The organism is Janthinobacterium paucivorans, from assembly GCF_051380805.1.
Classification (GTDB): domain Bacteria; phylum Pseudomonadota; class Gammaproteobacteria; order Burkholderiales; family Burkholderiaceae_D; genus Janthinobacterium; species Janthinobacterium lividum_D.
Genome location: NZ_JBNYXR010000005.1, coordinates 16,441 through 37,337 on the forward strand (window position 1 = coordinate 16,441; position 20,897 = coordinate 37,337).

Below are 20,897 nucleotides of genomic sequence, written 5' to 3' on the forward strand. Positions count from 1 at the left end.
CTTCTTTATTTTCGATGGGGGGCCATCACAAGGAAAACCATGTCCAAGAAACTATTCTGCGCCGCCGTCTGCAGTGCTGCGCTGCTGCCCGCCATGTCCGTCATGGCCGCCGCACCCGCGTCCGCGACGGCGCCGCTGAACGTCGGCTTCGTGTATATCAGCCCCATCGGCGATGCTGGCTGGACCACCCAGCACGACCAGGCGCGCAAGGAAATGGAAAAGGCGTTGGGCAACAAGATCACGACCAAGTATGTGGAAAACGTGCCGGAAAGCGCCGATGCGGAGCGCGTAATCCGCGATTTGGCGCAAACTGGCAGCAAGCTGGTCATCACGACTTCGTTCGGTTACATGAATCCCACCTTGAAAGTGGCGAAGCAATTTCCTAATGTGAAGTTTATCCACCTGACTGGCTACAAGACGGCGCCGAACGTGGCCAACACCAACGCCCGTTTCTACGAAGGCCGCTACCTGGCCGGCGTGTTGGCCGGCAAGATGAGCAAGACCCATGTGGCCGGTTATGTGGCGGCCTTCCCGATCCCGGAGGTGTTGCAGGGCGTTAACGCCTTCACGCGTGGCATGCGCAGCGTCGATCCCAAGGCGGAAGTGAAAGTGGTGTGGGTCAATAGCTGGTTCGACCCGGGCAAGGAACGCGATGCGGCCATCACCCTGATCGGCCAGGGCGCCGACGTGGTCACCCACCACACGGACTCGACTGCCGTGGTGCAGGCTGCGGAAGAGAAGGGCAAGTATGCGATCGCCTACCACTCGGACATGAAAAAATACGGGCCAAAGGCGCAGCTGGCCGCCGTCACCCATCATTGGGGCGAGTACTACACGCAGCAGGCAAAAGCCGTGCTGGACGGTACGTGGAAGTCCAGCAGCACCTGGGGCGGCATCAAGGATGGCATGGTCAAGCTGGAAGGCATCAACGCCGCCGTGCCTGCCGATGTGAAACAGTTTGTTTTGGCACGCGAAAAAGAGATGGTTGCTGGCAAGCTCAATCCTTTCAGTGCGCCGATCAAGGATAACGACGGCAAAGTGCGCCTGGACAAAGGCGTGCTGGACGATGCAGCGCTGACGAAGATGGATTATTTTGTCGAAGGCGTCGCAGGTAAAGTTTCCGGAAAGTAATATCTTTGCATATAAACTTGCTGTAATATTGCCGGAAACGGGGGCTGGTCCGGGAGTGCATGCGCATTCCCGGATCACCCACATAGCAGTGCTTGAACAAGCCCGCACCGGAGGTTGACCCATGGACAGATTGGAAGTATTCAAGATTATCGCGCTGCAAGCGAGCAAGGGCGAGCTGACGTTCCCCGCCAACGTCAAGGCTACCTTGAAGCTGCAGGAAGCGCTGGACGACCCCGAGTGCCATATCGAAGCAGCCGCCCGCATGATCATGGCCGAGCCGCTACTGTCGGCGCGGGTCGTGGCGCTGGCCAACTCGGCCGCCTACAACCGTTCCGGCAATGAAATCGCGAATGTGCGCGCAGCCGTCTCGCGCCTGGGTTTTGCCACATTAAAGTCGATGGTGGCGTCCGTCATCGTGCGCCAGCTGGGCAGCCAGATCACGGACCCGCAATTGCGCGCCAAGTCGGCCAAGCTGTGGGAGCACACGGCGCACGTGGCCGCGCTGAGCCAGGTGATCGCCCGGAAAGTCACGCACGTGGATGTGGAAACGGCCATGTTCGCCGCCATCGTGCACGAAGTAGGCGGCTTTTATCTGCTGTCGCGCGCCGAGGAATATCCGGGCTTGCTCGACGATAATACGCAAGACTGGATCGAATACGGCGAAAAACTGATCGGCCGTGGCGTGCTGCGCCAGCTGCAAGTGCCCGACATGGTCTTGCAGGCAGTCGAAGGCATGTGGCATGGCGGCAGCCCGTTCCCGCCTCGCACCTTGGGCGCGACGCTGGTGCTGGCCAACGATTTGTCGCCCGTGGGCTCGCCCCTGCATGCGCCGGAAAGCGCCGCGCGGCGCCTGGAGGCGGCGAAGATCGACTTCGGCATCGGCGGCAGTACCTTGCACACCATTCTCGACGAATCGGCGGAAGAGATCGAATCACTGGCGGCGGCCTTGCTGGTCTGAGGCTCTTCCCACTGTTATCCCCGCCCTTGTTGCGGGGATTTTTTTGGTCTGCATTTTGATGTGCCTGCTGCATGGCATACAATCGCCGGCCCGGCTATCCGTCGGCCCGATTGTCTCCTCTTACCCAAAGGATCTTATGCAGCAGCTGTATTTTTCCCTGGCCGCCACTGTCCTCGCTTCCAGCCTGGCGCTGACATTTTCTGCGCATGCCGCTCCCGCTTTGCCCTTGGTACAGGAAGCGCCCCTGCGCGCCCACCTGGCCTTCCTGTCCAACGATTTGCTGGAAGGGCGCGGCACGGGCCAGCGTGGCGCCGACTTGACGGTGGCGTATTTGGAAACGCAGGCACAGATGGCCGGTTTGCGCCCGGTGCGCGGCAATAGCTATCGCCAAAGCGTGCAAATTGCCGGCGTGAAATCCTTGCCACAAGATAGTAGCCTGCAAGCCGTCGCCGCTGGAAAGGTCGTGCCGCTGGCGTTCGGTCCGGACTGGGTCTGGGCCACGGGCGACTCCGTTGCCGCCCACGCGTTTGACGCGCCGCTGGTGTTCGTCGGCTACGGCATCACGGCGCCGGAAGAAGGCTGGAACGATTTCAAGGGCGTCGATGTCAAAGGCAAGATCGTCGTCATGATGGTCAATGACCCGCAGCCCACGGTCACCGAACCGCAGCGCTTCGCGGGCAAGGCGCTGACCTATTACGGCCGCTGGACCTACAAATTCGAGGAAGCCCAGCGTCAGGGCGCGGCCGGCGTATTGCTGATCCACACCAAACCGTCCGCCTCGTATGACTGGAGCGTGGTGCAAAATAGCTGGAGCGGTAGCGAGCGCTTCCAATTGGCGCACCGCGCGGCCGGCACGCCGCTGCAAGGCTGGATTGCGCAAGACGCGGCGCGCCGCTTGTTTGCGGCCGGCGGGCAGGACCTCGATGCCTTGCGCGCGCAAGCCGAAAGCAAGGACTTCAAGGCCGTTGCGCTGGACGCCAAGCTGAGCGGTGAAATGAAGTCGGCCGTGCGCAAGGTCGAGCAGTTCAATATTGCCGGCATGGTGCCGGGCACCGATCCGCTATTGAAAGAGGAAGCCGTCATCTACAGCGGCCACTGGGATCACCTGGGCAAGCAAGGCCAGGATGACGAAAAAGCGGGCGACATCATCTACAACGGCGCCGTCGATAACGCTTCCGGCACGGCCGGCTTGCTGGCCATGGCGCAGGCAGCCGTCAAGAAACCTGCCAAGCGCACGCAGATCTTTCTGTGGGTGGCGGCCGAAGAGCAGGGTTTATTGGGCAGTGCCGCGTATGCGGCCGACCCGCTGTGGCCCTTGAACAAGACGGCGGCCGCGCTGAACCTCGATAGCTTGAATTTCGTGGGCGCCACGCATGACATCGGCGCGCAAGGCAGCGAGCGCACGCAATTGCAAGAGATGGCCGCCGCCGTGGCGAAAAGCATGGGCATGCACATTGCGCAAGCACGTCCCGACCTGGCCGGAGCTTATTTCCGCAGCGACCATTTCAGCTTTGCCAAGGCGGGCGTGCCGGCGTTTTCCATCAATGGCGGCCGCGAGTACGTCAAGGACGTGGCAGCGTCGCAAGCCAAGGCGGCCGCCTACGGTCCCCGCTACCATCAAGTGAGCGATGAATACGATGCCAGCTGGGATTTGTCCGGCATGACGCAGCAGGCGCAATTTACCTTGAACCTGGGGCAAGCTGTGGCGAATGCAGCGAGGATGCCGCTCTGGAAGGCAGGCGATGCGTTTGGCAAGGTGCGCCAGCCAGCCAAGTAAATTGTCTCGGCATAAAAACCGCGCAATGTGAGCGGTTTTTTGCGTCTCAGCTCGCCCGTTCCAGCCAGTGCAGACAGCGTTTTTATGCCTGCTGCGCCAGCGCCGCATGCACTTGCGCCGTGAGTTCATACGAGCGCAGTCGGTGCTGGTGTTCGAAGATCTGCGAGGTGATCATCAGCTCGTCGGCACCCGTTGCGGCAATAAAGGCGGCCATCTTCGCCTTCACCGTGTCTGGCGCGCCGATGGCCGTGCATGACAGGACGGCATCGAGCATGGCCCGCTCCTGCGGGCCCAGCTGTTCCAGATAGCCGGGCACGGGTGGCTGCAAGCGCGATGGGCGGCCCGTGCGCAGGTTGACGAAGGCTTGCTGCATCGAGGTGGCGCGCAGATGCGCTTGTGCATCCGTGTCGGCGGCAAACACATTAAATCCCAGCATGACATACGGTTTTGCCAATTGCGTCGATGGCTTGAAATGTTCGCGGTAATACGCCACGGCTTGCAACATCATTTGCGGCGCGAAGTGCGAGGCGAACGCATATGGCAAGCCCAGGTGGGCGGCCAGCTGGGCGCCGAACAGGCTTGAACCGAGTATCCACACCGGTACTTTCGCACCCTTGCCGGGCACGGCCAGTACGCGCTGGCGCGGCGCGTCGGACATGTAGTCAATCAATTCCAGCACATCTTGCGGAAACTCTTCCGCGTCGGACTGCAAGTCGCGGCGCAGTGCGCGCGCTGTTGTCTGGTCGGAGCCGGGCGCGCGGCCCAGGCCCAGGTCGATGCGGCCCGGATGCAGCGCTTCCAGGGTGCCGAACTGTTCCGCGATGAGCAGCGGCGAGTGGTTCGGCAGCATGATGCCGCCCGCACCCACGCGGATGGTTTTCGTGCCAGCCGCCACATGGGCGATGACGACGGCCGTGGCGGCGCTGGCGATGCCGGGCATGCCGTGGTGTTCGGCCAGCCAGTAGCGTTTGTAGCCCCAGCGTTCGCCATGCTGCGCCAGGTCCAGCGTGTTCTTGAATGACTCGCTGGCGTTGCTGCCTTCGGCGATGGGCGCGAGGTCGAGTATGGAAAATGGGATCATGGTGGCGATATCGGGACGTGGTGAAAAATCACAATGGACGATTTGTCTATCCCCTGACGCTGGCACAGTCGGCCATCAAGAAAGCATGGCGGGGAAGACAGGCTGCGCACATGATAATGCGAATCGGGAATTTGCGTACTGATCGGTAAAAAACTCATATTGATTTGAAATCACTGCCGGCGGTGCTGAAGTGGGCCGCCCCGACTTTATGCGTCGCGCCGTAACCGCGACGAGCAGGGGGCCTGCACGGGCCGCAGGCATGGGAACTGGAGCACAAACTGGAGTACAAACTGGCGCAGATGCGGGGCTGGCTGGAACGCGAGCGTGCCGATGCCTTGCACCAGCTGTTCGGTAGCCGTCATGCGCGATTGAGCCAGATCAAGCGTCTAATTGTTGTGCTTGGTATAAACGATGATGGTAATCACTAGGGCGTGCGCCCGCACGTTTCCTCATTGCTCAATTGGGAGAAAAAATGTCATCTGGTCCTACCGCAAAACTGATCGATGAGTTGGTGCTGGCCGTCGTCGGCACAGCGCGCGACACCCGTGCTCGCCATGTACTGGCGCAGGCCTTGCATGGCCTGGTGCGGCAGGCGCGTGCGGAACAGTTGCTCGACATGCAGCGCGATGCGGCACGCGCCGTGGGCGCCGGCAGCCGGCGCGAGACGCGCGCCCTGATGCGGCGCCTGGGCGCATGCAGTCAGCGGCAGTTGCGCCTGGCATTGCAGGACGGCGAAGCGGACCGCGCCTGAGCGCCAGTGCCTGCGCCAGTTCAGTCTTCGGGCAGCTGCGCGCGCTTGCCGAGGGCGGCGACGACCATTCTTGGCCAGAGGAAAAACAGCAACAGGCAGACCGCCGCTGCGGCCGTGATATCGACCACCCAGTCGCTCACGGCGCCACGACGGTAAGGCAGTAAACTCTGGATGAATTCGTCCAGCGCGCCCATGGCCGCCACCATCAGCACCGACAGCAGCGCCCGGCGCGCCATGCCGCCGCGCGTGCCGCTGAACAGGATCAGAGCCAGCACGCCATAGCCGAAGCAATGCAGTACCCCGCCCGAGGCATAGTGGCCCACATCCGCGCGCACGCCCGGTATGTCGCCGACCAGGATCACCAGCAGATACAACAGCAGTGCCGTACGGTAGCGCAGGCGTGCGTGGCGGTCGGCAAAACATAGTTCGAGCAATGGGGTAGGCATGATGCGTCAGGAAAAAAATGAAAGGCAGTCACAATATCATGCGCATGGAGGCAGCCGGTTTTTTGCGCAAAAGCTTGCCTGTCAGGCAAAAAAAAGGCCCGCGGTAGCGCGGGCCGAAAACCCAAATGAAATGGGTCAAGAGTTGAGAGTTGCTCGGTACTACCATGTCGCCTGCCTTGCGGGCCCGCGCCACAGTCTTGAAAGGGGATGGTGTGCCATTGCGGCACACCTGTCTGTGGTCAGGCATATCGGTTGCCTGTACAGCAGATGAAGCAAGTATAGGTGGCGAACATGACGAGCCGATGACACGGCGCAACATATTTTTCGGTGGACGGCATTACTGGAAAGATTGTGCATCATGGCAAGAATAGCCATGTTTCAAGAGTGGCAGCAAAAAAAAAGCCCGCTGATGAAAGCGGGCTTAAAACTATTTTCTTGGAGGAGAATAGTGGAGACAGGTGTATTATGCGGCGTCGCACGATATGTGTCTAATGATCTTTTTAGATATGCATTATTCTTTTTTAATATAACTGTCCTGTTTCAGTCTCACTCCTTTACCGCTACCGTGTAGTTGAGCGCCAGGCGTCCGCCATCGACATAGATGGTCTGGCCCGTCATGTAGGTGGCGTCGTCGCTGGCCAGGAAGGCGGCGATACCGGCCACTTCTTCCGGTTCGCCGCAGCGGCCCAATGGCGTGCGCGAAAGGATCGTGTGGCGTGCCTGCGGGCTCGACAAGACCGCCTGCTTGGCCAATTCCGTCAGGATGGTGCCCGGCCCGATGCCGTTCACGCGCACGCCGTGTGGCGCCAGATTCAGGGCCATGACCTTGGTCAGCTGGTTGATGGCGCCTTTCGACACCACGTAGGGTACTTGGTTCGGGATCGCCAGCTCCGCATTCACGCTGGACATATTGATGATGCAGCCGCTGTTGCGCTTGACCATCTCTCGCGCCACAGCCTGGCCGCACAGGAACATGGATTTCAGGTTGATGCGCATGACCCTGTCGAAATCGTCTTCGCACACGTCGAGAAAATCGGCCGCGTGCGTGACGCCGGCATTGTTGACGAGGATATCAATGTGGCCGAACTGGGCCAGCGTTTCTTTCAGCATGGCGTCCACGTCGGCCTTCTGGCTGACGTCGGCGCAAAAGAAGCGCGCTTGCGGGCCGAGGGCGGCCGCCGCCTGCGCGCCCTCTTCCTTGATATCGACCAGCATCACCTGCGCCCCTTCGGCGATCAGCCGCGTGGCGCAGGCCAGGCCGATGCCTTGCGTGGCACCGGTGACGATGGCGGTTTTATTGATCAGTTTCATCAGAGGACGATGGCTTCGTTCGGCAATTGGTTGCCGCGCGTGCCATGCGCGGGGAAGTGGCTTTGCAGCAAGGTATTTAGCTGCGCCAGTGCGGCCAGCGTGCTGTCGTGGTAATTGCCGTCCTTGAAGCCCCGGGTCATGCTGCGGCACACGTCTTGCCACTGTTCCGGCGTGATGCGCCGGCCCACGTTGCGGTCGGCAACGATATCGACCTGGTGTTCGGCCAGGTTGATATAGATCAGCACCCCAACGTTGTCTTCCGTATCCCACACGCCATACTCGGCGAACAGTGCGCGCGCCCGCTCGCGGTTGCTCACGCCCTGGTAAGCCATGCCCGGTGTCAGGGCCGCTTCGACGATCAGGCGCACTTCCGCCTGGTGCATCGCTTCACCGTCGGCAATGACCGTCTCGATGGCTTTCAGGGTGCGTTCGGGAAACGCCTGGCGCGCCGTCGCGGGCGTACCCCGTAAATGTTTCAGGGCACGTCCGCAGCGTTGTCCAAATGTCAGTTGTTGCGTCATTACCAATCTCCCGAGGCGCCGCCGCCGTCAAAACCGCCGCCGCCGCCGCCAAAACCGCCACCGCCGCCGCCGAAACCTCCGCCGCCGCCACCGCCGCCAAAGCCGCCGCCACCACCGCGGTTGTTCAGCGCCTGGCTCAACATGCTGCCCAGCACAACGCCCGTGGCGCCGCCAGACCAGTTGCCGCCGCGTTGCAGCCGCTTGGGGCCGCCGCGCGAGCGCAATACGCTCAGCACGATGAGAAAGCCGAAGAATAGCAGCGGCAGCCAAAAGGTCAGAGCGCCCGCTTCCACGCTGGCCGGGGCTTTCTGCTGTGCTGCTGCGGGAAATTGCTCTTGGTTGAGCAAGGTGGCAATCGCCCCCACGCCAGCGACCAGGCCGCCATAAAAATCGTTCTGCTTGAAGTGGGGCGCGATCACGTCTTGTAGTACGCGTTTCGATTGCGCATCCGTCAGCACGCCCTGCACGCCACGGCCCGCTTCGATGCGCAGGCGGCGCAGGGACGATGGATTATCTTTCGCCACCATCAGCAGCACGCCGTCATCGACGCCCTTGCGGCCCAGCTTCCAGGCGTCGGTCACGCGGATGCTGTATTGCTCGATCGCTTCCGGTTCGGTGCTCTTGACCAGCAGCACGGCGATCTGGCTGCCCGTCTTGGCTTCGTAGTCGGCCAGTACGCCTTCCAGTGCCGCTTTCTGCTTGGCATCGAGCATGCCGGCGTTGTCTGTCACGCGCGCGGCCAGCGGCGGCACGGGCTGCAAGCCCTGCGCGCTGGCCGGCAGGCTGGTGCACAGCAGCAGTGCCGTCGCCAGTGCCGCCAGATAAGACCAGGCTTTCATCTTATTTGCCGAAGTTGACGGTCGGTGCGGTCGAGATGGCTTTTTCATTTTCCACCGTGAACGATGGCTTGACCTTGTAGCCGAAGACCATGGCCGTCAAGTTGTTGGGGAAACTGCGCGCATGCACGTTGTAATCCTGCACCGCGACGATGTAACGCTGGCGCGCCACGGTGATGCGGTTTTCCGTGCCTTCCAATTGCGACTGCAAGTCGCGAAAACTGGTGTCGGCTTTCAAGTCCGGGTATTTCTCGGACACCACCATCAGGCGCGACAGGGCCGATGACAGCTGTCCCTGCACTTGCTGGAATTTCTCGAACGCGGCCGGATCGTTCAGCACTTCGGGAGTGATCTGGAAACTGGTGGCGGCGGCGCGCGCCTTGGTCACCGCTTCCAGTGTTTCGCGTTCGTGCGTGGCATAGCCCTTGACGGTGTTGACCAGGTTGGGGATCAGGTCGGCACGGCGTTGGTACTGGTTGACGACTTCGCCCCAGGCGGCCTTGGTGGCTTCGTCCTTGCTCTGGAAGTCGTTGTAGCCGCAGCCTGTCAGGATGCCGGCCAGGACGGTGACGCTCAGCGCCAGGCGCAGCCATTTGGTGAATTGATTGGTGATGTGCATGATGGGTTCCGTGCAGAGTAGAAGGGATGCGGCAAATATACCTGAAACGGCCCGCAATGTCGGTTTAAATAGGCGCAGGCCGCTGGCACCGCCTGACTTGACAGGACCGCGCCGCGTTACAATACGGGGTTTGCAACTGACTATAGAGAAGGTGTGCCGTGAATTTCATCAATAAATTATCCGCCGCATGGACGGCCAATAATTCCCTGCTGTGCGTGGGACTCGATCCCGATCTGGCAAAACTGCCGGCGGAACTGCGCGACTTGCCCGATGGAATCACCACCTTTTGTACGCGCATCATCGACGCCACGGCCGACCTGGCCTGCGCCTTCAAGCCGCAGATTGCCTATTTTGGCGCGCTGGGTGCGGAAAAGCAGTTGGAAGACATCTGCCGTTACGTGCACGAGAATTATCCGCATATCCCGCTGATCCTCGACGCGAAACGCGGCGACATCGGCGCCACGGCCACGCAATATGCGCGCGAAGCGTTCGAGCGCTACGGCGCCGACGCCGTCACCGTAAACCCCTACATGGGCGAGGATTCGCTTGACCCTTACCTGGCGTGGCAAGACCGCGGCGTGATCATCCTGTGCCGCACCTCTAACCCGGGCGGCTCGGACCTGCAATTTCTCGACACCGATGGCGTACCCCTGTACCAGCGCGTAGCGCGCCTGGTGGCCGAGAAATGGAACAAGAATGGCCAGTGCGCGCTCGTCGTCGGCGCCACTTTCCCTGAAGAACTGGCGCAAGTACGCGCCATCGTCGGCGACATGCCGCTGCTGGTGCCTGGCATCGGCGCCCAGGGCGGAGATATTGCCGCCACCGTCGGCGCTGGCCAGACGGCGAACGGCATGGGCATGATGATCAGTTCCTCGCGCGCCATCATTTACGCCACGGCGCAAGCGGGCGAGGATTTCGCCGACGCGGCGCGCCGCGTGGCGATTGAAACGCGTGATGCCATCAATCAACACCGCGCGTCTGATGGTGTCTGACATAAGCTACTGCGCGTCGCGATTTGCGGCCGGCGATGCTCACTGTGCTATAGCACAGTTGCGCTTCTCGGCCGCAACTCTCATCCGCTCGCTACGCTTCTGTCACGCACCGTGATGACTGTTGTTTGTCATCCATGCAAAATGCCGGGCTAGCCCGGCATTTTTCATTTAGTCCCTTTGCGGCGCGACGATCTCCGCGTAATCGTAGAGCTCGCCCAATATTTCTTCCCCCCGCTCATCGACGGACTCCGACAGCACGTCGATTTCCGTAAACAGCATGTCGATGGTGCGGGCGCCGCCGTCGCCGTCGAACAGCCGGGCGGCGCGGTGCTGTTCCCAGCGCAGGCTTTCCGCTACGCTCAGGGTTTGCGGAAAATTGCGCGCGCGATAGCGAAACAGCAATTCCTGCAGGCGTTCGTCGGCAAACGATGGGCGTGCGGCCGCCAGCTTGGCCGGCGTGTCGCGGCGTAGTGATTCGAGCAGGCGGCGGTCGTCGTTGCTGACGAAACCATTGTATAAGTCTTCATCCACGTCTAGCGCAACATTCACGCCCGGGCGCTGGAATACGTCGGCCCAGATCGCCTCCATGTTCGGCGCCGTGGCGGCCAGCTGGGCGTTGGCGCGCGCCGCTTCCAGGTCGATACCCCAGTGCGCAGCCATGGCTGGCGACAGGGTCTTTAAATTGCCGACCAGCATGGGCGACTTGTTCAGGTGCACGCTTTTCACGGGGAGGCGCGTCATGCCTTCCGGCATGGCTTCCTTGCGCGTGAACATGCGCGCGCGGATAGTGTCGGCGTCCAGGCTGAACAGCTCGCGTGGGTCGTAGGCACAATCCCAGACCAGAATTTCATTCTTGTTGCTCGGGTGCGTGGCGAGCGGCCAGACGACGCCCAGGCAACCCCGTTCGGCGGGGAACATGCCCGACACGTGCAGGAAGGGTTGGCGTTCGCTGGCGGCCAGGTGCATGCCCATTTCGCTGGCGACCCTGTCCTTCTTGTGCAGCGCCAGGCAGAACTCGAACAGCTTCGGCTGCTTTTCGCGGATCAGGCGGGCCAGGGCGATGGTGGCGCGTACGTCGGACAGCGCATCGTGCGCCGCTGCGTGGACCAGGCCATTGGCCTTGCTCAAGTGTTCGAGTTTAAAACTGGTCTGGCCATCGTCGCGTTTCGGCCACTCAATGCCTTCCGGGCGCAGCGCGTGCGTCATGCGCACCACGTCGAGAATGTCCCAGCGGCCGCAATGGTTTTTCCATTCGCGCGCATACGGGTCGATCAGGTTGCGCCAGAACAGGAAACGCGTGACTTCATCGTCGAAACGGATGGTGTTGTAGCCCACGCCGATAGTGCCCGGTTCCGAAAAAGCCGCTTCGATGGTGGCGGCGAACTGGTGCTCTGGCACGCCCAGCTGCAAGCATTGCTGCGGCGTGATGCCCGTGATCAGGCACGCTTGCGGGTCTGGCAGGAAATCATTGGCAGGCTGGCAATACAGCATGATAGGCTCGCCGATCTCCTTGAGTTCGGCGTCCGTGCGGATGGCCGCGAACTGGGCCGGACGGTCGCGGCGCGGCTGCGCGCCAAAGGTTTCGTAGTCGTGCCAAAGGAAAGTCTGGGTAGTCATTGATGGTCGTTGCTTAATTGGTTATCTGGGCCGCTCAAAGAGTCGCTGCTACAGTTTTCTGAAAACCTGCCGATACTACACGAGAGCATGATCAGCATTGCGTTTCCCGCATGGTGGCATACATTGCCCGTTCAAGGAGGTCTATCGTGTCAATTCCCATCGCCGCAAGCAGCAATTCCACTCCTTCCGTGACTTCCGTCAGTACGGGCGTTGCCGGCAAGGACGATAAAGTTCAGCAAAAGGATGGCGTCAAGACGGAAATGAGCGTCAATGAGCGCAGCAAGCTGCAGTTGAACGCCTCCATCATGCAGGCGTCGATGAATGTCTCCATCGCTTCGGAAAACGCGCCGCTGGCGCTGCTGTACAAGACCGCCATCACGAATATCAATGAAGCGCTGAAGGGCCAGTACGGCGAGGGTGCGATCGAGAACGCGGCGTCGCAAGATAATAGCGCCGAAGCGACGGCCAGCCGCATTGTATCGCTGTCGACGGGTTTTTTTGACGCCTACAAGAAGCAAAATCCTGGTCTGGACGACGCTACGGCCCTGAGCAAGTTCATGGATACCATCAGTGGCGGCATGGAAAAAGGCTTCAAGGAAGCGCGCGATATCCTCAGTGGCTTGAACGTGCTGAACGGCGATCTCGCCAGCAATATCGACAAGACGTATGAATTAGTGCAAAAAGGCTACGCCGATTTCATCGCCGCGCGCAGTAGCAACAAGGATGACGGCGCCAAGCCGGCCGACAGCAAGGCCGCCTGATCCCGATGACACCTGAGGCGCCTGGGAAAATGTCCAGGGCCAGGCGCATTGCCGAAAGCAGTACGAATGTACGACCAGGCAATGCAACGACGCCATGGGCGTTTTATCAGGTGCTTACGCGGTTGCGGCCCGATGCTTTGGCGCGGTACAGCGCCGCATCGGCTGTCGCGATCAGCGCTTCGTCATCCTGTCCGGCAGCCAGGCTGGCTACGCCGAAGGAACCGGTGATGTGCGGCAGGGCGCTGCGCATGTCGGTGAAGATAAGGGCTTGCTGCATGCGTTCGCACAGGCGCTCGGCGACCCGCAGGGCCACGTTTTCACTGGTGTCGGGCAAGATCACCATCATTTCCTCACCACCATAGCGCACGGCAAAATCCGTGGGTCGCAGGGCAGCGCCCAGCACTTGCGCGGCGATGCGCAGCGCCTGGTCGCCCGCCTGGTGGCCGTGGGTGTCGTTAAAGCGCTTGAAATGGTCGAGGTCTATCATTACCAGCGACAGCGGCGAGCTGCTGGCCTGGGCGGTAATGACCATGTTCGGCAGTAAATCGGTGAGCCAGGCACGGTTGTACAAGCCCGTCAGGCTGTCGACCATCGATAGCTGGCGGTAGAATTCGCCCAGTTTCTGGCGCCGGCGCAGCAGGGCATTGGCGGCGCGGATGCGGAAGGAGAGCAAGCGCAGCAGGTTACGCGCCAGGCCGTTCGATTGCTCGATCAATTCCCATACGACGGCCGCATCGATCACCAGCAAATCGGTTTCTTCCAGAGCGGAAATGGCAGCCAGGTTGCTCGCTTCATCAAGCACCGATTGTTCGCCCACGCTTTCGCCGGGCAAGACCTTGCTGACGGTGCCGTCATCCATGCCCGTGTGGGTGTCGGCCGCTACGGCCAGCGAGCCGCGCAGGACAATGTACAGCTTGGTGCCTTGGCTGTCGACAATGGCTTCGCCCGCTTCGAGGCGCATCACGGGGCAGGGTGCCAGCATGGCGGCCGTCCGGCTGTCCGCTGCATCGCAAAATAGCTGTAAATCACCGATGTTGCAGCCTGAAGCGCCGAATTTGCCGATCTGTTCCACAATCACACTTTCAAAAAGCCGGCGCGCGGGAGGAGGGAGCCGGTGGTTTCATGATAGCGTAAAGCGGCCTCGGCTGTAACGGCAAAGGCTTGCTTGAGGTCACTTACTGTGTGAAATACGACAATTATTTCACTGTCGCGTCAAGAAGCTGGAACGGTGATACTTTTGGCATTGTTGTTGCCGTGCGCAACAGGCGGGCCGGATGCGACAAGGCAGCCTTGAACGGCTGCCCTGGTCTCTGAGGAATGCTGCAGTGGGGCGAGTTACTCGGCGGTTTCTTCCGCTTCGGCCGTATCGATCACGGCATTCTTGCCGCTGGCGTGGCGCTTGCTGTCTTGCAGGCGGCCCAGGGCGCTATCGATCGCGCGTTTCAGTTTCTCGGTGGCGCCGGCAACGGCTTGATGCACGGTGGCGTTTTGTTCGGTCACGGCAATTGCTTGATAGCCAGCAATGCGTGCTTCCATGACGCAGCGGATGTCGTCGGCACCGCCTTTCGGGCCGTTGGTGTCGCTGATGTGGACTTCGATGCGGGTCAGGTTGTCGCGGAAGCGGTTCAGTGCGTTTTCCAGTACGGATTGCACATGTTCGTTCAGTCCAGCAGTGTTGGCGATGGTGCTGTCGGTATGAATATTGATTTGCATATGCTTACTCCTGTCAATTCAAAAAAAACCCATCTCGGGCGCCATGCCCTGCAGCCGTCAAATCGGCTGCGCGCGCATCAGCGCCCGGTTACTACCTCATGCACTTGATTGCTGTGCATGACCTCACTTACGTAGCTTATCTTACTCCAGTTTTGACAATTTCAAGGGCGCTGCATGATTAAGATGCGCTTAACCCTGCAGTCAGGTCAAGTTTCCTGATGGAATTTTTTCCCGCTTGCTTATCCATTGATCAAGCCGGCGGCAATATTGATGGACAGTCCCAGCACGACCAGATTGAAGAAAAAGCTCAGTACGGATTGCCCCAGTACGATCTGCCGCATCGGCCGCGTCTGCACGCAAACGTCCGACGTTTGTACGGCGACGGCGATGGTGAAGGCGAAATACAAAAAATCCCAGTAGTCGGGGTTTGCTTCGTCGCCGGGAAATTTCAGCGGGCGCAATGCGGGGTCGGCCAGGTAAAACAGGTGCGCATAGTGAACGCAGAACAGCGTGCCGACGAGAAACCAGGAACCGACCAGGGTGAGGATCGTCAGGCCGTAATGCAGCGCGCGCTCATCCGGCGCCATGTCTTTCATCGAGGACAGCTGCGAGACGATGGCCAGCAGGCTCATCACGGATGCGACGCTCAGGGCCGACAGGACCGTGGTAGCCCGCTCATCCTGGCGCGCCGCCATCACCTTCACCTTGTGATGGTTGGCGCGCATCATCATCCAGGCCATCGTCGCCAGGTAGAACCAGACGGCGACATTCCATGCTGTCAACACGCGCGTCATCTGCTGCCAGGACGAGGGCAGCAGCAGGAAGGCCGCTACACCGATGGCTGTGGCCAGGCTCAGGTGGGGGCGGCTGCGGATGAATCGGTACAAGGGAAACGTGATTTTCATGCGACGACTTGATCAGTGGGAATGGCCCATCTTAGCCCTTAGTTTGCGCTTGCGGTGCGCTTCCTGGCAGCGGCTTCTTTTTCGTCGTGGGGAAAGCGATCCATGCGCGATAGCACGGGAAACAGCACGGCCCATATGCCCGTCACGGCCAGGGTGGCGGCGCCACCGAAGAGCACGGCGCGCACCAGGCCGAACCAGCCTGCCGTCAGGCCCGATTCAAATTCGCCCAGTTCGTTCGAGGCGCCGATGAAGACGGCATTCACGGCGCTGACCCGGCCGCGGATCTCGTCGGGCGTCTCGAACTGCACCAGCAGGTGGCGGATGTAGACGCTGACCATGTCGCCGGCACCCATCAGGAACAGCGCCGCCAGCGCCAGCGGGAAATGGCTGGTGCTGCCCAGCACCAGGGTGCCCAGGCCGAAGACGGCGACGCCGCCGAACATCCAGATGCCCACCCGGCGCGTGATGGGGAAGATGGCCAGTGCGATCGAGCACAGGGCGGCGCCGGCGCCCGGTGCCGTGCGCAGCAGGCCCAGGCCGCCGGGGCCGACATGCAGCACGTCATGCGCGAGCGCCGGCAACAGGGCCGTGGCGCCGCCGAATAGCACGGCGAACAGGTCGAGCGAAATGGCCCCCAGCATGATGGGTTTCGACCAGACGAAGCGCAAGCCTTCAAGCAGGGTATGCCAACTGACGGGTTCGCGCTTGACCACCTGCGGCGCAGGCGTGGTGGCACGCATCAGCAGCACCGATAGCACCAGCAGCGCCGATGAGATCAGGTACACCACCTTGGGGCCGAAGTAATATAACAAGCCGCCCAGGGTCGGCCCCAGGATGATGGCCACGTGCGAACTCGACGAGCTCAGTGCGACGGCGCGGCCGAAGTGCTGCGTGGGCACCATGTTGACCAGCACGGCTTGCGTGGCCGGCATCATGAAGGCGCGCGCGCTGCCGAACAGCAGCAGCACGGCAAACACGGGCCAGACGATGGACATTGCGCTCAGGGTGAACGCCAGCAGGGCCAGCGCGCAGGCCAGTTGCGCCGCCAGGCACCAGGCGATGATGTTGCGGCGGTTGCAGCGGTCGGCGACGTGGCCGGCCGGCAAGATCAGCACGAGGAAGGGGGCAAACTGCGCCAGGCCGATCAAGCCCAGGTCGAACAGGCTGCCCGTGATCTGGTACACCTGCCAGCCGATGGCCACGCTTTGCATCTGCACGGCCAGCGTGCCCAGCACGCGGGCGGACAGGTAAAAGGCGAAATTGCGCTGGCGCAGGATGCTGAAGCCGTTGCCGGCAGGGGCGAGAGACATGAAATTTCCAGGGCGCAGCGGGGACGGTGGCAGCCGATGGCGCGCCAGCAGTACCCCGCTGTCTACAGGCTTACTTGGCCAGGTCGGCTTCGGTGGTGAAGGCGTCCGCGTAAAACTCGTCAGCTGGAAGTTGACACAATTGTACGAAATCACGGTTGGCCGATTCGACGACAATCGGTGCGCCGCAGGCATACACTTGATAAGCGGACATATCCGGCAAGTCGGCCATGACGGCCTGGTGCACGAAGCCCGTGCGACCGTCCCAGGCATCTTCCTCCAGCGCTGCCGACACCACGGGTACATAGGTGAACTGCGGCAAGTCGGCGGCCCATTGGCGGCACAGCGCATCCATGTACAGGTCGTGCGGACGGCGTGCGCCCCAGTACAGGGTGATCGGGCGCTGTGATTTTTCGTTGATCATGTGCTCGACGATGGCTTTCAGGGGAGCAAAGCCGGTGCCCGAGGCCAGCAGTACAACCGGCTTGTCGGAGTCTTCGCGCAGGAAGAAGGTACCCATCGGGCCTTCGAAGCGCAGGATGTCGCGCTCTTTCATGCTGCCAAATACCTGGTCGGTAAACAGGCCGCCGGGCATGTGGCGGATGTGCAGGCTCACGGGGCCGCCGTCGACGGGGGCGCTGGCCATGCTGTAGCTGCGGCGCTTGTTGTCGCGCAGCATGATTTCGATATACTGGCCGGCGCGGTAGTGCAGGCGTTCGCTGGCCGGCAACTGCAGGGTCAGCACGACGACATCGGGCGCGACTTTGTCGATGGTGGTCACGCGCGACGGCATTTTCTTGATCGGATAGTCGCTGTTGCCCGTCACTTCGCGCGCCTGCACCACGAGGTCGCCCTGCGGCACGGCGCAGCACAGCAGCGAGTAGCCTGCGCCCGCTTCATCTTGCGTCAGGGAGCGGGCCTGATATGGCTTATGCTGTACGCTGCCGGAAACGATCTTGCCCTTGCAGGAGCTGCAGGCGCCGCTCTTGCAGCTATACGGCAAGCCTACGCCGGCGCGTATCGCTGCCGACAGGACGGTTTCGTCCGCTTCACAGCTGAATTGGTGGCCGCTGGGCTGAACAGTAATTTGAAAAGTCATACAATCCTTGAGATGAAAAATATGTTAGAGCACTCTTTGCGCAAGCCGCTGGGCTTGCCGCGCCTGCTGATCCTGGGCTGCGGCGACGTCGGCATGCGTCTGCTGCCCCTGTTGCGCGCGCGCTTTCGCGTCTTTGCCGTCACCAGTCAGCCGGCGCGTTGCGCGCAGCTGCGGGCGGCCGGCGCCGTGCCCATCGTGGCCAATCTCGACGATCGCGCCAGCTTGAAACGGCTGGCGGGACTGGCGACGATGATCGTGCATCTGGCGCCGCCTCCGTTGTCGGGCTTGCTGGACCGGCGCACGCGCAATCTGCTCGCCATTTTACCCGAGCATGCCCGCATGGTGTATGTGAGTACCAGCGGCGTGTATGGCGATTGCGCCGGCGCCTGGGTCGATGAGACGCGACCGACAGCGCCGGCAAATGCGCGGGCGAAGCGGCGCGTCGATGCGGAGCAGGTTTTGCGTCGCTGGGGCGCCCGCCGCGCTGCCAGCGTGGCCATCTTGCGCGTGCCTGGCATTTATGCACACGACCGCCTGCCGCTCAAGCGCCTGCGTGAAGGCACGCCTGCCCTGGCCGCCGGCGACGATGTGTACACCAACCATATCCATGCCGATGACCTGGCGCGCATCGTCGAACGGGCCTTGTGGCGGGGCAAGCCAGGGCGCGTGTATCACGCCAGCGATGATAGCGAACTCAGGATGGCAGAATATTTCGATGCCGTAGCCGACACCTTCGGCCTGCCGCACCCGCCGCGCCTGTCGCGTGCCGAACTGCAGCAAGTGGTCACGCCGATGTTGCTGTCGTTCATGTCCGAATCGCGCCGCCTGGACAATACGCGCCTCAAGCGCGAGCTGGGCGTGCGCCTGCGCTACGCGCGCGTGGCCGATGCCTTGCAGTCGCTGTCCGCCGCTACGGCCGGCATCGGGTAAAATGGTCGGTTATCTGCGCACTTTGCTGGGCCGGCGCGCAGCGCGCCGTTGCGGCGGTGCGCCATTCACTTAAGGACTACAGCATGAGCACCCTCACTTACGAACAATACCTGGACGAGGTCACCACCGTCCTGACGGAACTGTATGACCTCGACGACGATGCCGCCATCAAGCTGGTGGTAGCGGCGCAGGATGCCGAATTTTTTGTCCCGCACGATGCGCACGAGGAAATGCGTACCGCCGAGCAAGCCAAGAAAGATGCGGTCACCCTGTTCGAGCGCAAGCAGAATCGCCAGCAAACGCAGGAAAAACAGCAGCAGCGCGTGCGCCAGCAAAAAAAATAAGCGTCAAGCAAGGCAGGTCATAGTCCGCCATGCCGCCGGCGCATGCGGCAGTGTGGGTTCGTCGCAACAGCGTGGCCTGGCCATTTGATGCAACGCAAGGGCGCCATGGTGAACTGGCGATATGCTGAGCAATGTCGTCACGCGTCCAGGCTATTTGTGGCCAGCACTATCATGAGCGTGACGTTGTTTGCCGTCAGCAGGAGCGAGCCATGCGAACTGCGAGTCATCCCAGCAAGGAAGAAGTGCGCGCCTATATGCGTGGCCGCGAATATGCGCAGCAGCCGCCGCCGCCGCCCGATGAAATTCGCCGGCAACTGGCCTGGTGCCGCATACACGCCTCCCCCTATACCTGCCTGACGATCACCCCGGCCGGCGTGGCAGCGCAAGGCTGGTATTTGGCTGCCGACATGGCTCGCCTGAGCACGCTCATGGCGCTGGTCTGGCTGGTACGCAGCGGTATTGCGTATTTAAAAAATGCATGACTTGCAGCAAATTTTCCTGATTTGAGTTATCCTCTAGCACATCGAACGTGCGTCAATTCTCTTCAATTGTCACAATTTTGCTTTAAGTTACGCAAAAATCAACAATAGCGTGTATTATATCGTTTGTGGCGTAAAGGCCGCATAAGTGATGGCGCTTTTTAGTGTGTTTACCCTGAATTATTGCAAAAGAGACATTCTGTCTCTTTGTGCACCAATACAACAAGTACGGATTTTGATCATGTCTCTCAAACAAATTACCTCTTTGCCTACCTACAACCCGAATCGCGTGCTCGATGCGATCATCGACAAGCTGCAACTGAAAAACGATGCCGCCCTGTCGCGAGCGCTGGAAGTGGCGCCACCTGTGATCAGCAAGATTCGTCATAATACCTTGCCGATCGGCGCCACGATCCTCATCCGCATGCATGAAATCAGCGATTTCAGCATTCGTGAATTGCGCGAGTTGATGGCTGCCTAAGAGCACCTGACAGACGGCAAACTGAGAGGTGCCGTCTGGGTAAGACAGGCTTGCCGCGTGCGGTAGCCGCAGCTGTTTTGCGCAGTTCTATTGCGGGTCGCGGTTCAAGACCGGACGATCGATATAGAAACGCCGCATTTCCGCGCCAGTCGTGGATGATTTGACTATTGCGCCGGCCAAGGTGGCAGGCGCGCTGGAAAATGCGGTATTGGCAGTTCCTGTTGCGCGGCCCGAATACGCCGTCGCTTGCACCGCTGCACTGGAAAATGCTGTTTGTACGGCCCTTCCCGAATACGCCATCGTCTGCACCGCTGCGCTGGAAAACGCCGTTTGCACGGCACGCCCCGAATACGCGGCCTGCACCGCCCTTCCTGAATACGCCGCCTGCACGGCACGCCCCGAATACGCCGTTTCTGCGCGGATATAATCTTCCCCGAACGTTTGCTCATACAACTGCTTCATGCGTTCGCCCACGCGCTGGTGCGCCGCTTCGTCGTCTTCGCCACGCAGGCCGATGTACGGGAAATGATGGAGGAAATAGCCGAAGACCTGGTCGCAGTCGGCCGCATACTTCAGGGTGTCGAGGATGTGGTAATGCCAGAAGGTATCGACGTCCATCAGTGGCGCCGTTTCTTCTTGCGGAAACTGTTTCATCAGGATCAGGAAGCGTCGGTATTCGAATTCCACCGCATTTGCCTTCTCCAGGCTCCATCCTTCGCCTGACTCCCGGTGCATCAACTTGACCTTGATCGCCTCCAAATTCAAATCGGCAATTGCCTTGAAACTGTCGTTCGTATTCATGAGTATCCTTTGGTAAACAGTGTTGTGGGCAATACAG

23 protein-coding genes are annotated in these 20,897 nt (G+C 61.0%); 10 read left to right on the forward strand and 13 right to left on the reverse strand.

Going from position 1 to position 20,897, the window contains the following annotated elements; genetic code table 11:
* The first annotated feature begins 39 nt into the window (after positions 1-39).
* The 3 genes from ACQ4V8_RS07575 (at position 40) to ACQ4V8_RS07585 (ending at position 3,866) form a co-directional block, all read left to right on the forward strand.
* Positions 40-1,131: a BMP family ABC transporter substrate-binding protein gene (locus ACQ4V8_RS07575; protein WP_010395384.1), complete on the forward strand. Its 1,092-nt coding sequence runs from the start codon at positions 40-42 to the stop codon at positions 1,129-1,131.
* Positions 1,132-1,252: 121 nt separating this feature from the next.
* A complete protein-coding gene (locus tag ACQ4V8_RS07580; protein WP_010395386.1) occupies positions 1,253-2,089 on the forward strand; it encodes an HDOD domain-containing protein in 837 nt (278 codons plus the stop codon).
* 136 nt (positions 2,090-2,225) lie between these two features.
* A complete protein-coding gene (locus ACQ4V8_RS07585) occupies positions 2,226-3,866 on the forward strand; it encodes a M28 family peptidase (RefSeq protein WP_436571176.1) in 1,641 nt (546 codons plus the stop codon).
* An 82-nt stretch (positions 3,867-3,948) separates the two neighbouring features.
* Here ACQ4V8_RS07585 and ACQ4V8_RS07590 read toward each other — a convergent pair whose 3' ends face one another.
* Positions 3,949-4,947 (reverse strand): LLM class flavin-dependent oxidoreductase, encoded by a 999-nt coding sequence (locus tag ACQ4V8_RS07590; RefSeq protein ID WP_010395390.1) that lies wholly within the window; start codon positions 4,945-4,947, stop codon positions 3,949-3,951.
* Between the two features lie 472 nt (positions 4,948-5,419).
* Here ACQ4V8_RS07590 and ACQ4V8_RS07595 point away from each other — a divergent pair, with 472 nt between their 5' ends.
* On the forward strand, positions 5,420-5,698 hold the full coding sequence (locus ACQ4V8_RS07595) for a hypothetical protein (protein WP_010395392.1): 279 nt from the start codon (positions 5,420-5,422) through the stop codon (positions 5,696-5,698).
* Positions 5,699-5,718: 20 nt separating this feature from the next.
* On the opposite strand, the gene ACQ4V8_RS07600 is transcribed toward ACQ4V8_RS07595, so the two are convergent.
* From ACQ4V8_RS07600 to ACQ4V8_RS07620, 5 genes are all read right to left on the reverse strand, one after another.
* On the reverse strand, positions 5,719-6,144 hold the full coding sequence (locus ACQ4V8_RS07600) for a VanZ family protein (protein ID WP_436571177.1): 426 nt from the start codon (positions 6,142-6,144) through the stop codon (positions 5,719-5,721).
* 546 nt (positions 6,145-6,690) lie between these two features.
* A complete protein-coding gene (locus ACQ4V8_RS07605; protein ID WP_010395396.1) occupies positions 6,691-7,455 on the reverse strand; it encodes an SDR family NAD(P)-dependent oxidoreductase in 765 nt (254 codons plus the stop codon).
* Positions 7,455-7,976, reverse strand: coding sequence for a TPM domain-containing protein (locus tag ACQ4V8_RS07610; RefSeq protein ID WP_070345687.1), 522 nt, complete (start codon positions 7,974-7,976; stop codon positions 7,455-7,457). The genes ACQ4V8_RS07605 and ACQ4V8_RS07610 overlap by 1 nt, the downstream gene beginning before the upstream one ends.
* A complete protein-coding gene (locus tag ACQ4V8_RS07615) occupies positions 7,976-8,815 on the reverse strand; it encodes a TPM domain-containing protein (protein ID WP_436571178.1) in 840 nt (279 codons plus the stop codon). Before ACQ4V8_RS07615 ends, ACQ4V8_RS07610 begins: the two co-directional genes overlap by 1 nt.
* Position 8,816: 1 nt before the next feature.
* Complete coding sequence (locus ACQ4V8_RS07620) at positions 8,817-9,431, reverse strand: LemA family protein (RefSeq protein ID WP_010395405.1); 615 nt, start codon at positions 9,429-9,431, stop codon at positions 8,817-8,819.
* Positions 9,432-9,589: 158 nt separating this feature from the next.
* Here ACQ4V8_RS07620 and pyrF point away from each other — a divergent pair, with 158 nt between their 5' ends.
* Positions 9,590-10,423, forward strand: coding sequence for an orotidine-5'-phosphate decarboxylase (gene pyrF, locus ACQ4V8_RS07625; RefSeq protein ID WP_436571179.1), 834 nt, complete (start codon positions 9,590-9,592; stop codon positions 10,421-10,423).
* A gap of 168 nt (positions 10,424-10,591) precedes the next feature.
* Here pyrF and sbcB read toward each other — a convergent pair whose 3' ends face one another.
* Positions 10,592-12,040, reverse strand: coding sequence for an exodeoxyribonuclease I (gene sbcB / locus ACQ4V8_RS07630; protein ID WP_070345684.1), 1,449 nt, complete (start codon positions 12,038-12,040; stop codon positions 10,592-10,594).
* A 146-nt stretch (positions 12,041-12,186) separates the two neighbouring features.
* On the opposite strand from sbcB, the gene ACQ4V8_RS07635 reads away from it, so the two are divergent.
* Entirely contained in the window at positions 12,187-12,801 is a 615-nt protein-coding gene (locus ACQ4V8_RS07635; protein WP_142303298.1) for a DUF5610 domain-containing protein, read from the forward strand.
* Positions 12,802-12,907: 106 nt separating this feature from the next.
* Here the strand turns inward: ACQ4V8_RS07635 and ACQ4V8_RS07640 are convergent, their stop codons facing one another.
* From ACQ4V8_RS07640 to ACQ4V8_RS07660, 5 genes are all read right to left on the reverse strand, one after another.
* A complete protein-coding gene (locus ACQ4V8_RS07640; RefSeq protein ID WP_436571180.1) occupies positions 12,908-13,873 on the reverse strand; it encodes a GGDEF domain-containing protein in 966 nt (321 codons plus the stop codon).
* A 263-nt stretch (positions 13,874-14,136) separates the two neighbouring features.
* Positions 14,137-14,514: an HPF/RaiA family ribosome-associated protein gene (locus ACQ4V8_RS07645; RefSeq protein WP_010395415.1), complete on the reverse strand. Its 378-nt coding sequence runs from the start codon at positions 14,512-14,514 to the stop codon at positions 14,137-14,139.
* 239 nt (positions 14,515-14,753) lie between these two features.
* Positions 14,754-15,419, reverse strand: coding sequence for a DUF1345 domain-containing protein (locus ACQ4V8_RS07650; RefSeq protein WP_010395417.1), 666 nt, complete (start codon positions 15,417-15,419; stop codon positions 14,754-14,756).
* Positions 15,420-15,457: 38 nt separating this feature from the next.
* Positions 15,458-16,729, reverse strand: a complete 1,272-nt coding sequence (locus tag ACQ4V8_RS07655) for an MFS transporter (protein WP_436571181.1) — start codon at positions 16,727-16,729, stop codon at positions 15,458-15,460.
* A gap of 70 nt (positions 16,730-16,799) precedes the next feature.
* Positions 16,800-17,825 carry a CDP-6-deoxy-delta-3,4-glucoseen reductase gene (locus ACQ4V8_RS07660; protein WP_010395424.1) on the reverse strand — a complete coding sequence of 342 codons (1,026 nt, stop codon included), beginning with the start codon at positions 17,823-17,825 and terminating at the stop codon, positions 16,800-16,802.
* A gap of 12 nt (positions 17,826-17,837) precedes the next feature.
* Between ACQ4V8_RS07660 and ACQ4V8_RS07665 the strand changes: the two genes are divergently transcribed.
* The 4 genes from ACQ4V8_RS07665 (at position 17,838) to ACQ4V8_RS07680 (ending at position 20,059) form a co-directional block, all read left to right on the forward strand.
* On the forward strand, positions 17,838-18,755 hold the full coding sequence (locus ACQ4V8_RS07665; RefSeq protein ID WP_436571182.1) for an SDR family oxidoreductase: 918 nt from the start codon (positions 17,838-17,840) through the stop codon (positions 18,753-18,755).
* Positions 18,756-18,838: 83 nt separating this feature from the next.
* The gene (locus tag ACQ4V8_RS07670; RefSeq protein WP_436571183.1) at positions 18,839-19,099 is read left to right on the forward strand and encodes a hypothetical protein; all 261 of its coding nucleotides are present in this window, start codon (positions 18,839-18,841) and stop codon (positions 19,097-19,099) included.
* A 209-nt stretch (positions 19,100-19,308) separates the two neighbouring features.
* A complete protein-coding gene (locus ACQ4V8_RS07675; RefSeq protein ID WP_436571184.1) occupies positions 19,309-19,581 on the forward strand; it encodes a hypothetical protein in 273 nt (90 codons plus the stop codon).
* 238 nt (positions 19,582-19,819) lie between these two features.
* Positions 19,820-20,059 carry a hypothetical protein gene (locus ACQ4V8_RS07680; protein ID WP_029496207.1) on the forward strand — a complete coding sequence of 80 codons (240 nt, stop codon included), beginning with the start codon at positions 19,820-19,822 and terminating at the stop codon, positions 20,057-20,059.
* Between the two features lie 87 nt (positions 20,060-20,146).
* Here ACQ4V8_RS07680 and ACQ4V8_RS07685 read toward each other — a convergent pair whose 3' ends face one another.
* Positions 20,147-20,860, reverse strand: a complete 714-nt coding sequence (locus tag ACQ4V8_RS07685) for a glycine-rich domain-containing protein (protein WP_010395436.1) — start codon at positions 20,858-20,860, stop codon at positions 20,147-20,149.
* Positions 20,861-20,897 lie beyond the last annotated feature (37 nt).

Coding starts and splice junctions, on each gene's coding strand:
- ACQ4V8_RS07585 (WP_436571176.1), top strand. CDS start 2,226: ATGCAGCAGCTGTATTTTTCCCTGGCCGCCACTGTCCTCGCTTCCAGC.
- ACQ4V8_RS07685 (WP_010395436.1), bottom strand. CDS start 20,860: ATGAATACGAACGACAGTTTCAAGGCAATTGCCGATTTGAATTTGGAG.
- ACQ4V8_RS07605 (WP_010395396.1), bottom strand. CDS start 7,455: ATGAAACTGATCAATAAAACCGCCATCGTCACCGGTGCCACGCAAGGC.
- ACQ4V8_RS07675 (WP_436571184.1), top strand. CDS start 19,309: ATGCGAACTGCGAGTCATCCCAGCAAGGAAGAAGTGCGCGCCTATATG.
- ACQ4V8_RS07615 (WP_436571178.1), bottom strand. CDS start 8,815: ATGAAAGCCTGGTCTTATCTGGCGGCACTGGCGACGGCACTGCTGCTG.
- ACQ4V8_RS07600 (WP_436571177.1), bottom strand. CDS start 6,144: ATGCCTACCCCATTGCTCGAACTATGTTTTGCCGACCGCCACGCACGC.
- sbcB (WP_070345684.1), bottom strand. CDS start 12,040: ATGACTACCCAGACTTTCCTTTGGCACGACTACGAAACCTTTGGCGCG.
- ACQ4V8_RS07665 (WP_436571182.1), top strand. CDS start 17,838: ATGAAAAATATGTTAGAGCACTCTTTGCGCAAGCCGCTGGGCTTGCCG.
- ACQ4V8_RS07645 (WP_010395415.1), bottom strand. CDS start 14,514: ATGCAAATCAATATTCATACCGACAGCACCATCGCCAACACTGCTGGA.
- ACQ4V8_RS07620 (WP_010395405.1), bottom strand. CDS start 9,431: ATGCACATCACCAATCAATTCACCAAATGGCTGCGCCTGGCGCTGAGC.
- ACQ4V8_RS07660 (WP_010395424.1), bottom strand. CDS start 17,825: ATGACTTTTCAAATTACTGTTCAGCCCAGCGGCCACCAATTCAGCTGT.
- ACQ4V8_RS07590 (WP_010395390.1), bottom strand. CDS start 4,947: ATGATCCCATTTTCCATACTCGACCTCGCGCCCATCGCCGAAGGCAGC.
- ACQ4V8_RS07610 (WP_070345687.1), bottom strand. CDS start 7,976: ATGACGCAACAACTGACATTTGGACAACGCTGCGGACGTGCCCTGAAA.
- ACQ4V8_RS07595 (WP_010395392.1), top strand. CDS start 5,420: ATGTCATCTGGTCCTACCGCAAAACTGATCGATGAGTTGGTGCTGGCC.
- ACQ4V8_RS07575 (WP_010395384.1), top strand. CDS start 40: ATGTCCAAGAAACTATTCTGCGCCGCCGTCTGCAGTGCTGCGCTGCTG.
- ACQ4V8_RS07680 (WP_029496207.1), top strand. CDS start 19,820: ATGTCTCTCAAACAAATTACCTCTTTGCCTACCTACAACCCGAATCGC.
- ACQ4V8_RS07655 (WP_436571181.1), bottom strand. CDS start 16,729: ATGTCTCTCGCCCCTGCCGGCAACGGCTTCAGCATCCTGCGCCAGCGC.
- ACQ4V8_RS07580 (WP_010395386.1), top strand. CDS start 1,253: ATGGACAGATTGGAAGTATTCAAGATTATCGCGCTGCAAGCGAGCAAG.
- ACQ4V8_RS07670 (WP_436571183.1), top strand. CDS start 18,839: ATGAGCACCCTCACTTACGAACAATACCTGGACGAGGTCACCACCGTC.
- ACQ4V8_RS07650 (WP_010395417.1), bottom strand. CDS start 15,419: ATGAAAATCACGTTTCCCTTGTACCGATTCATCCGCAGCCGCCCCCAC.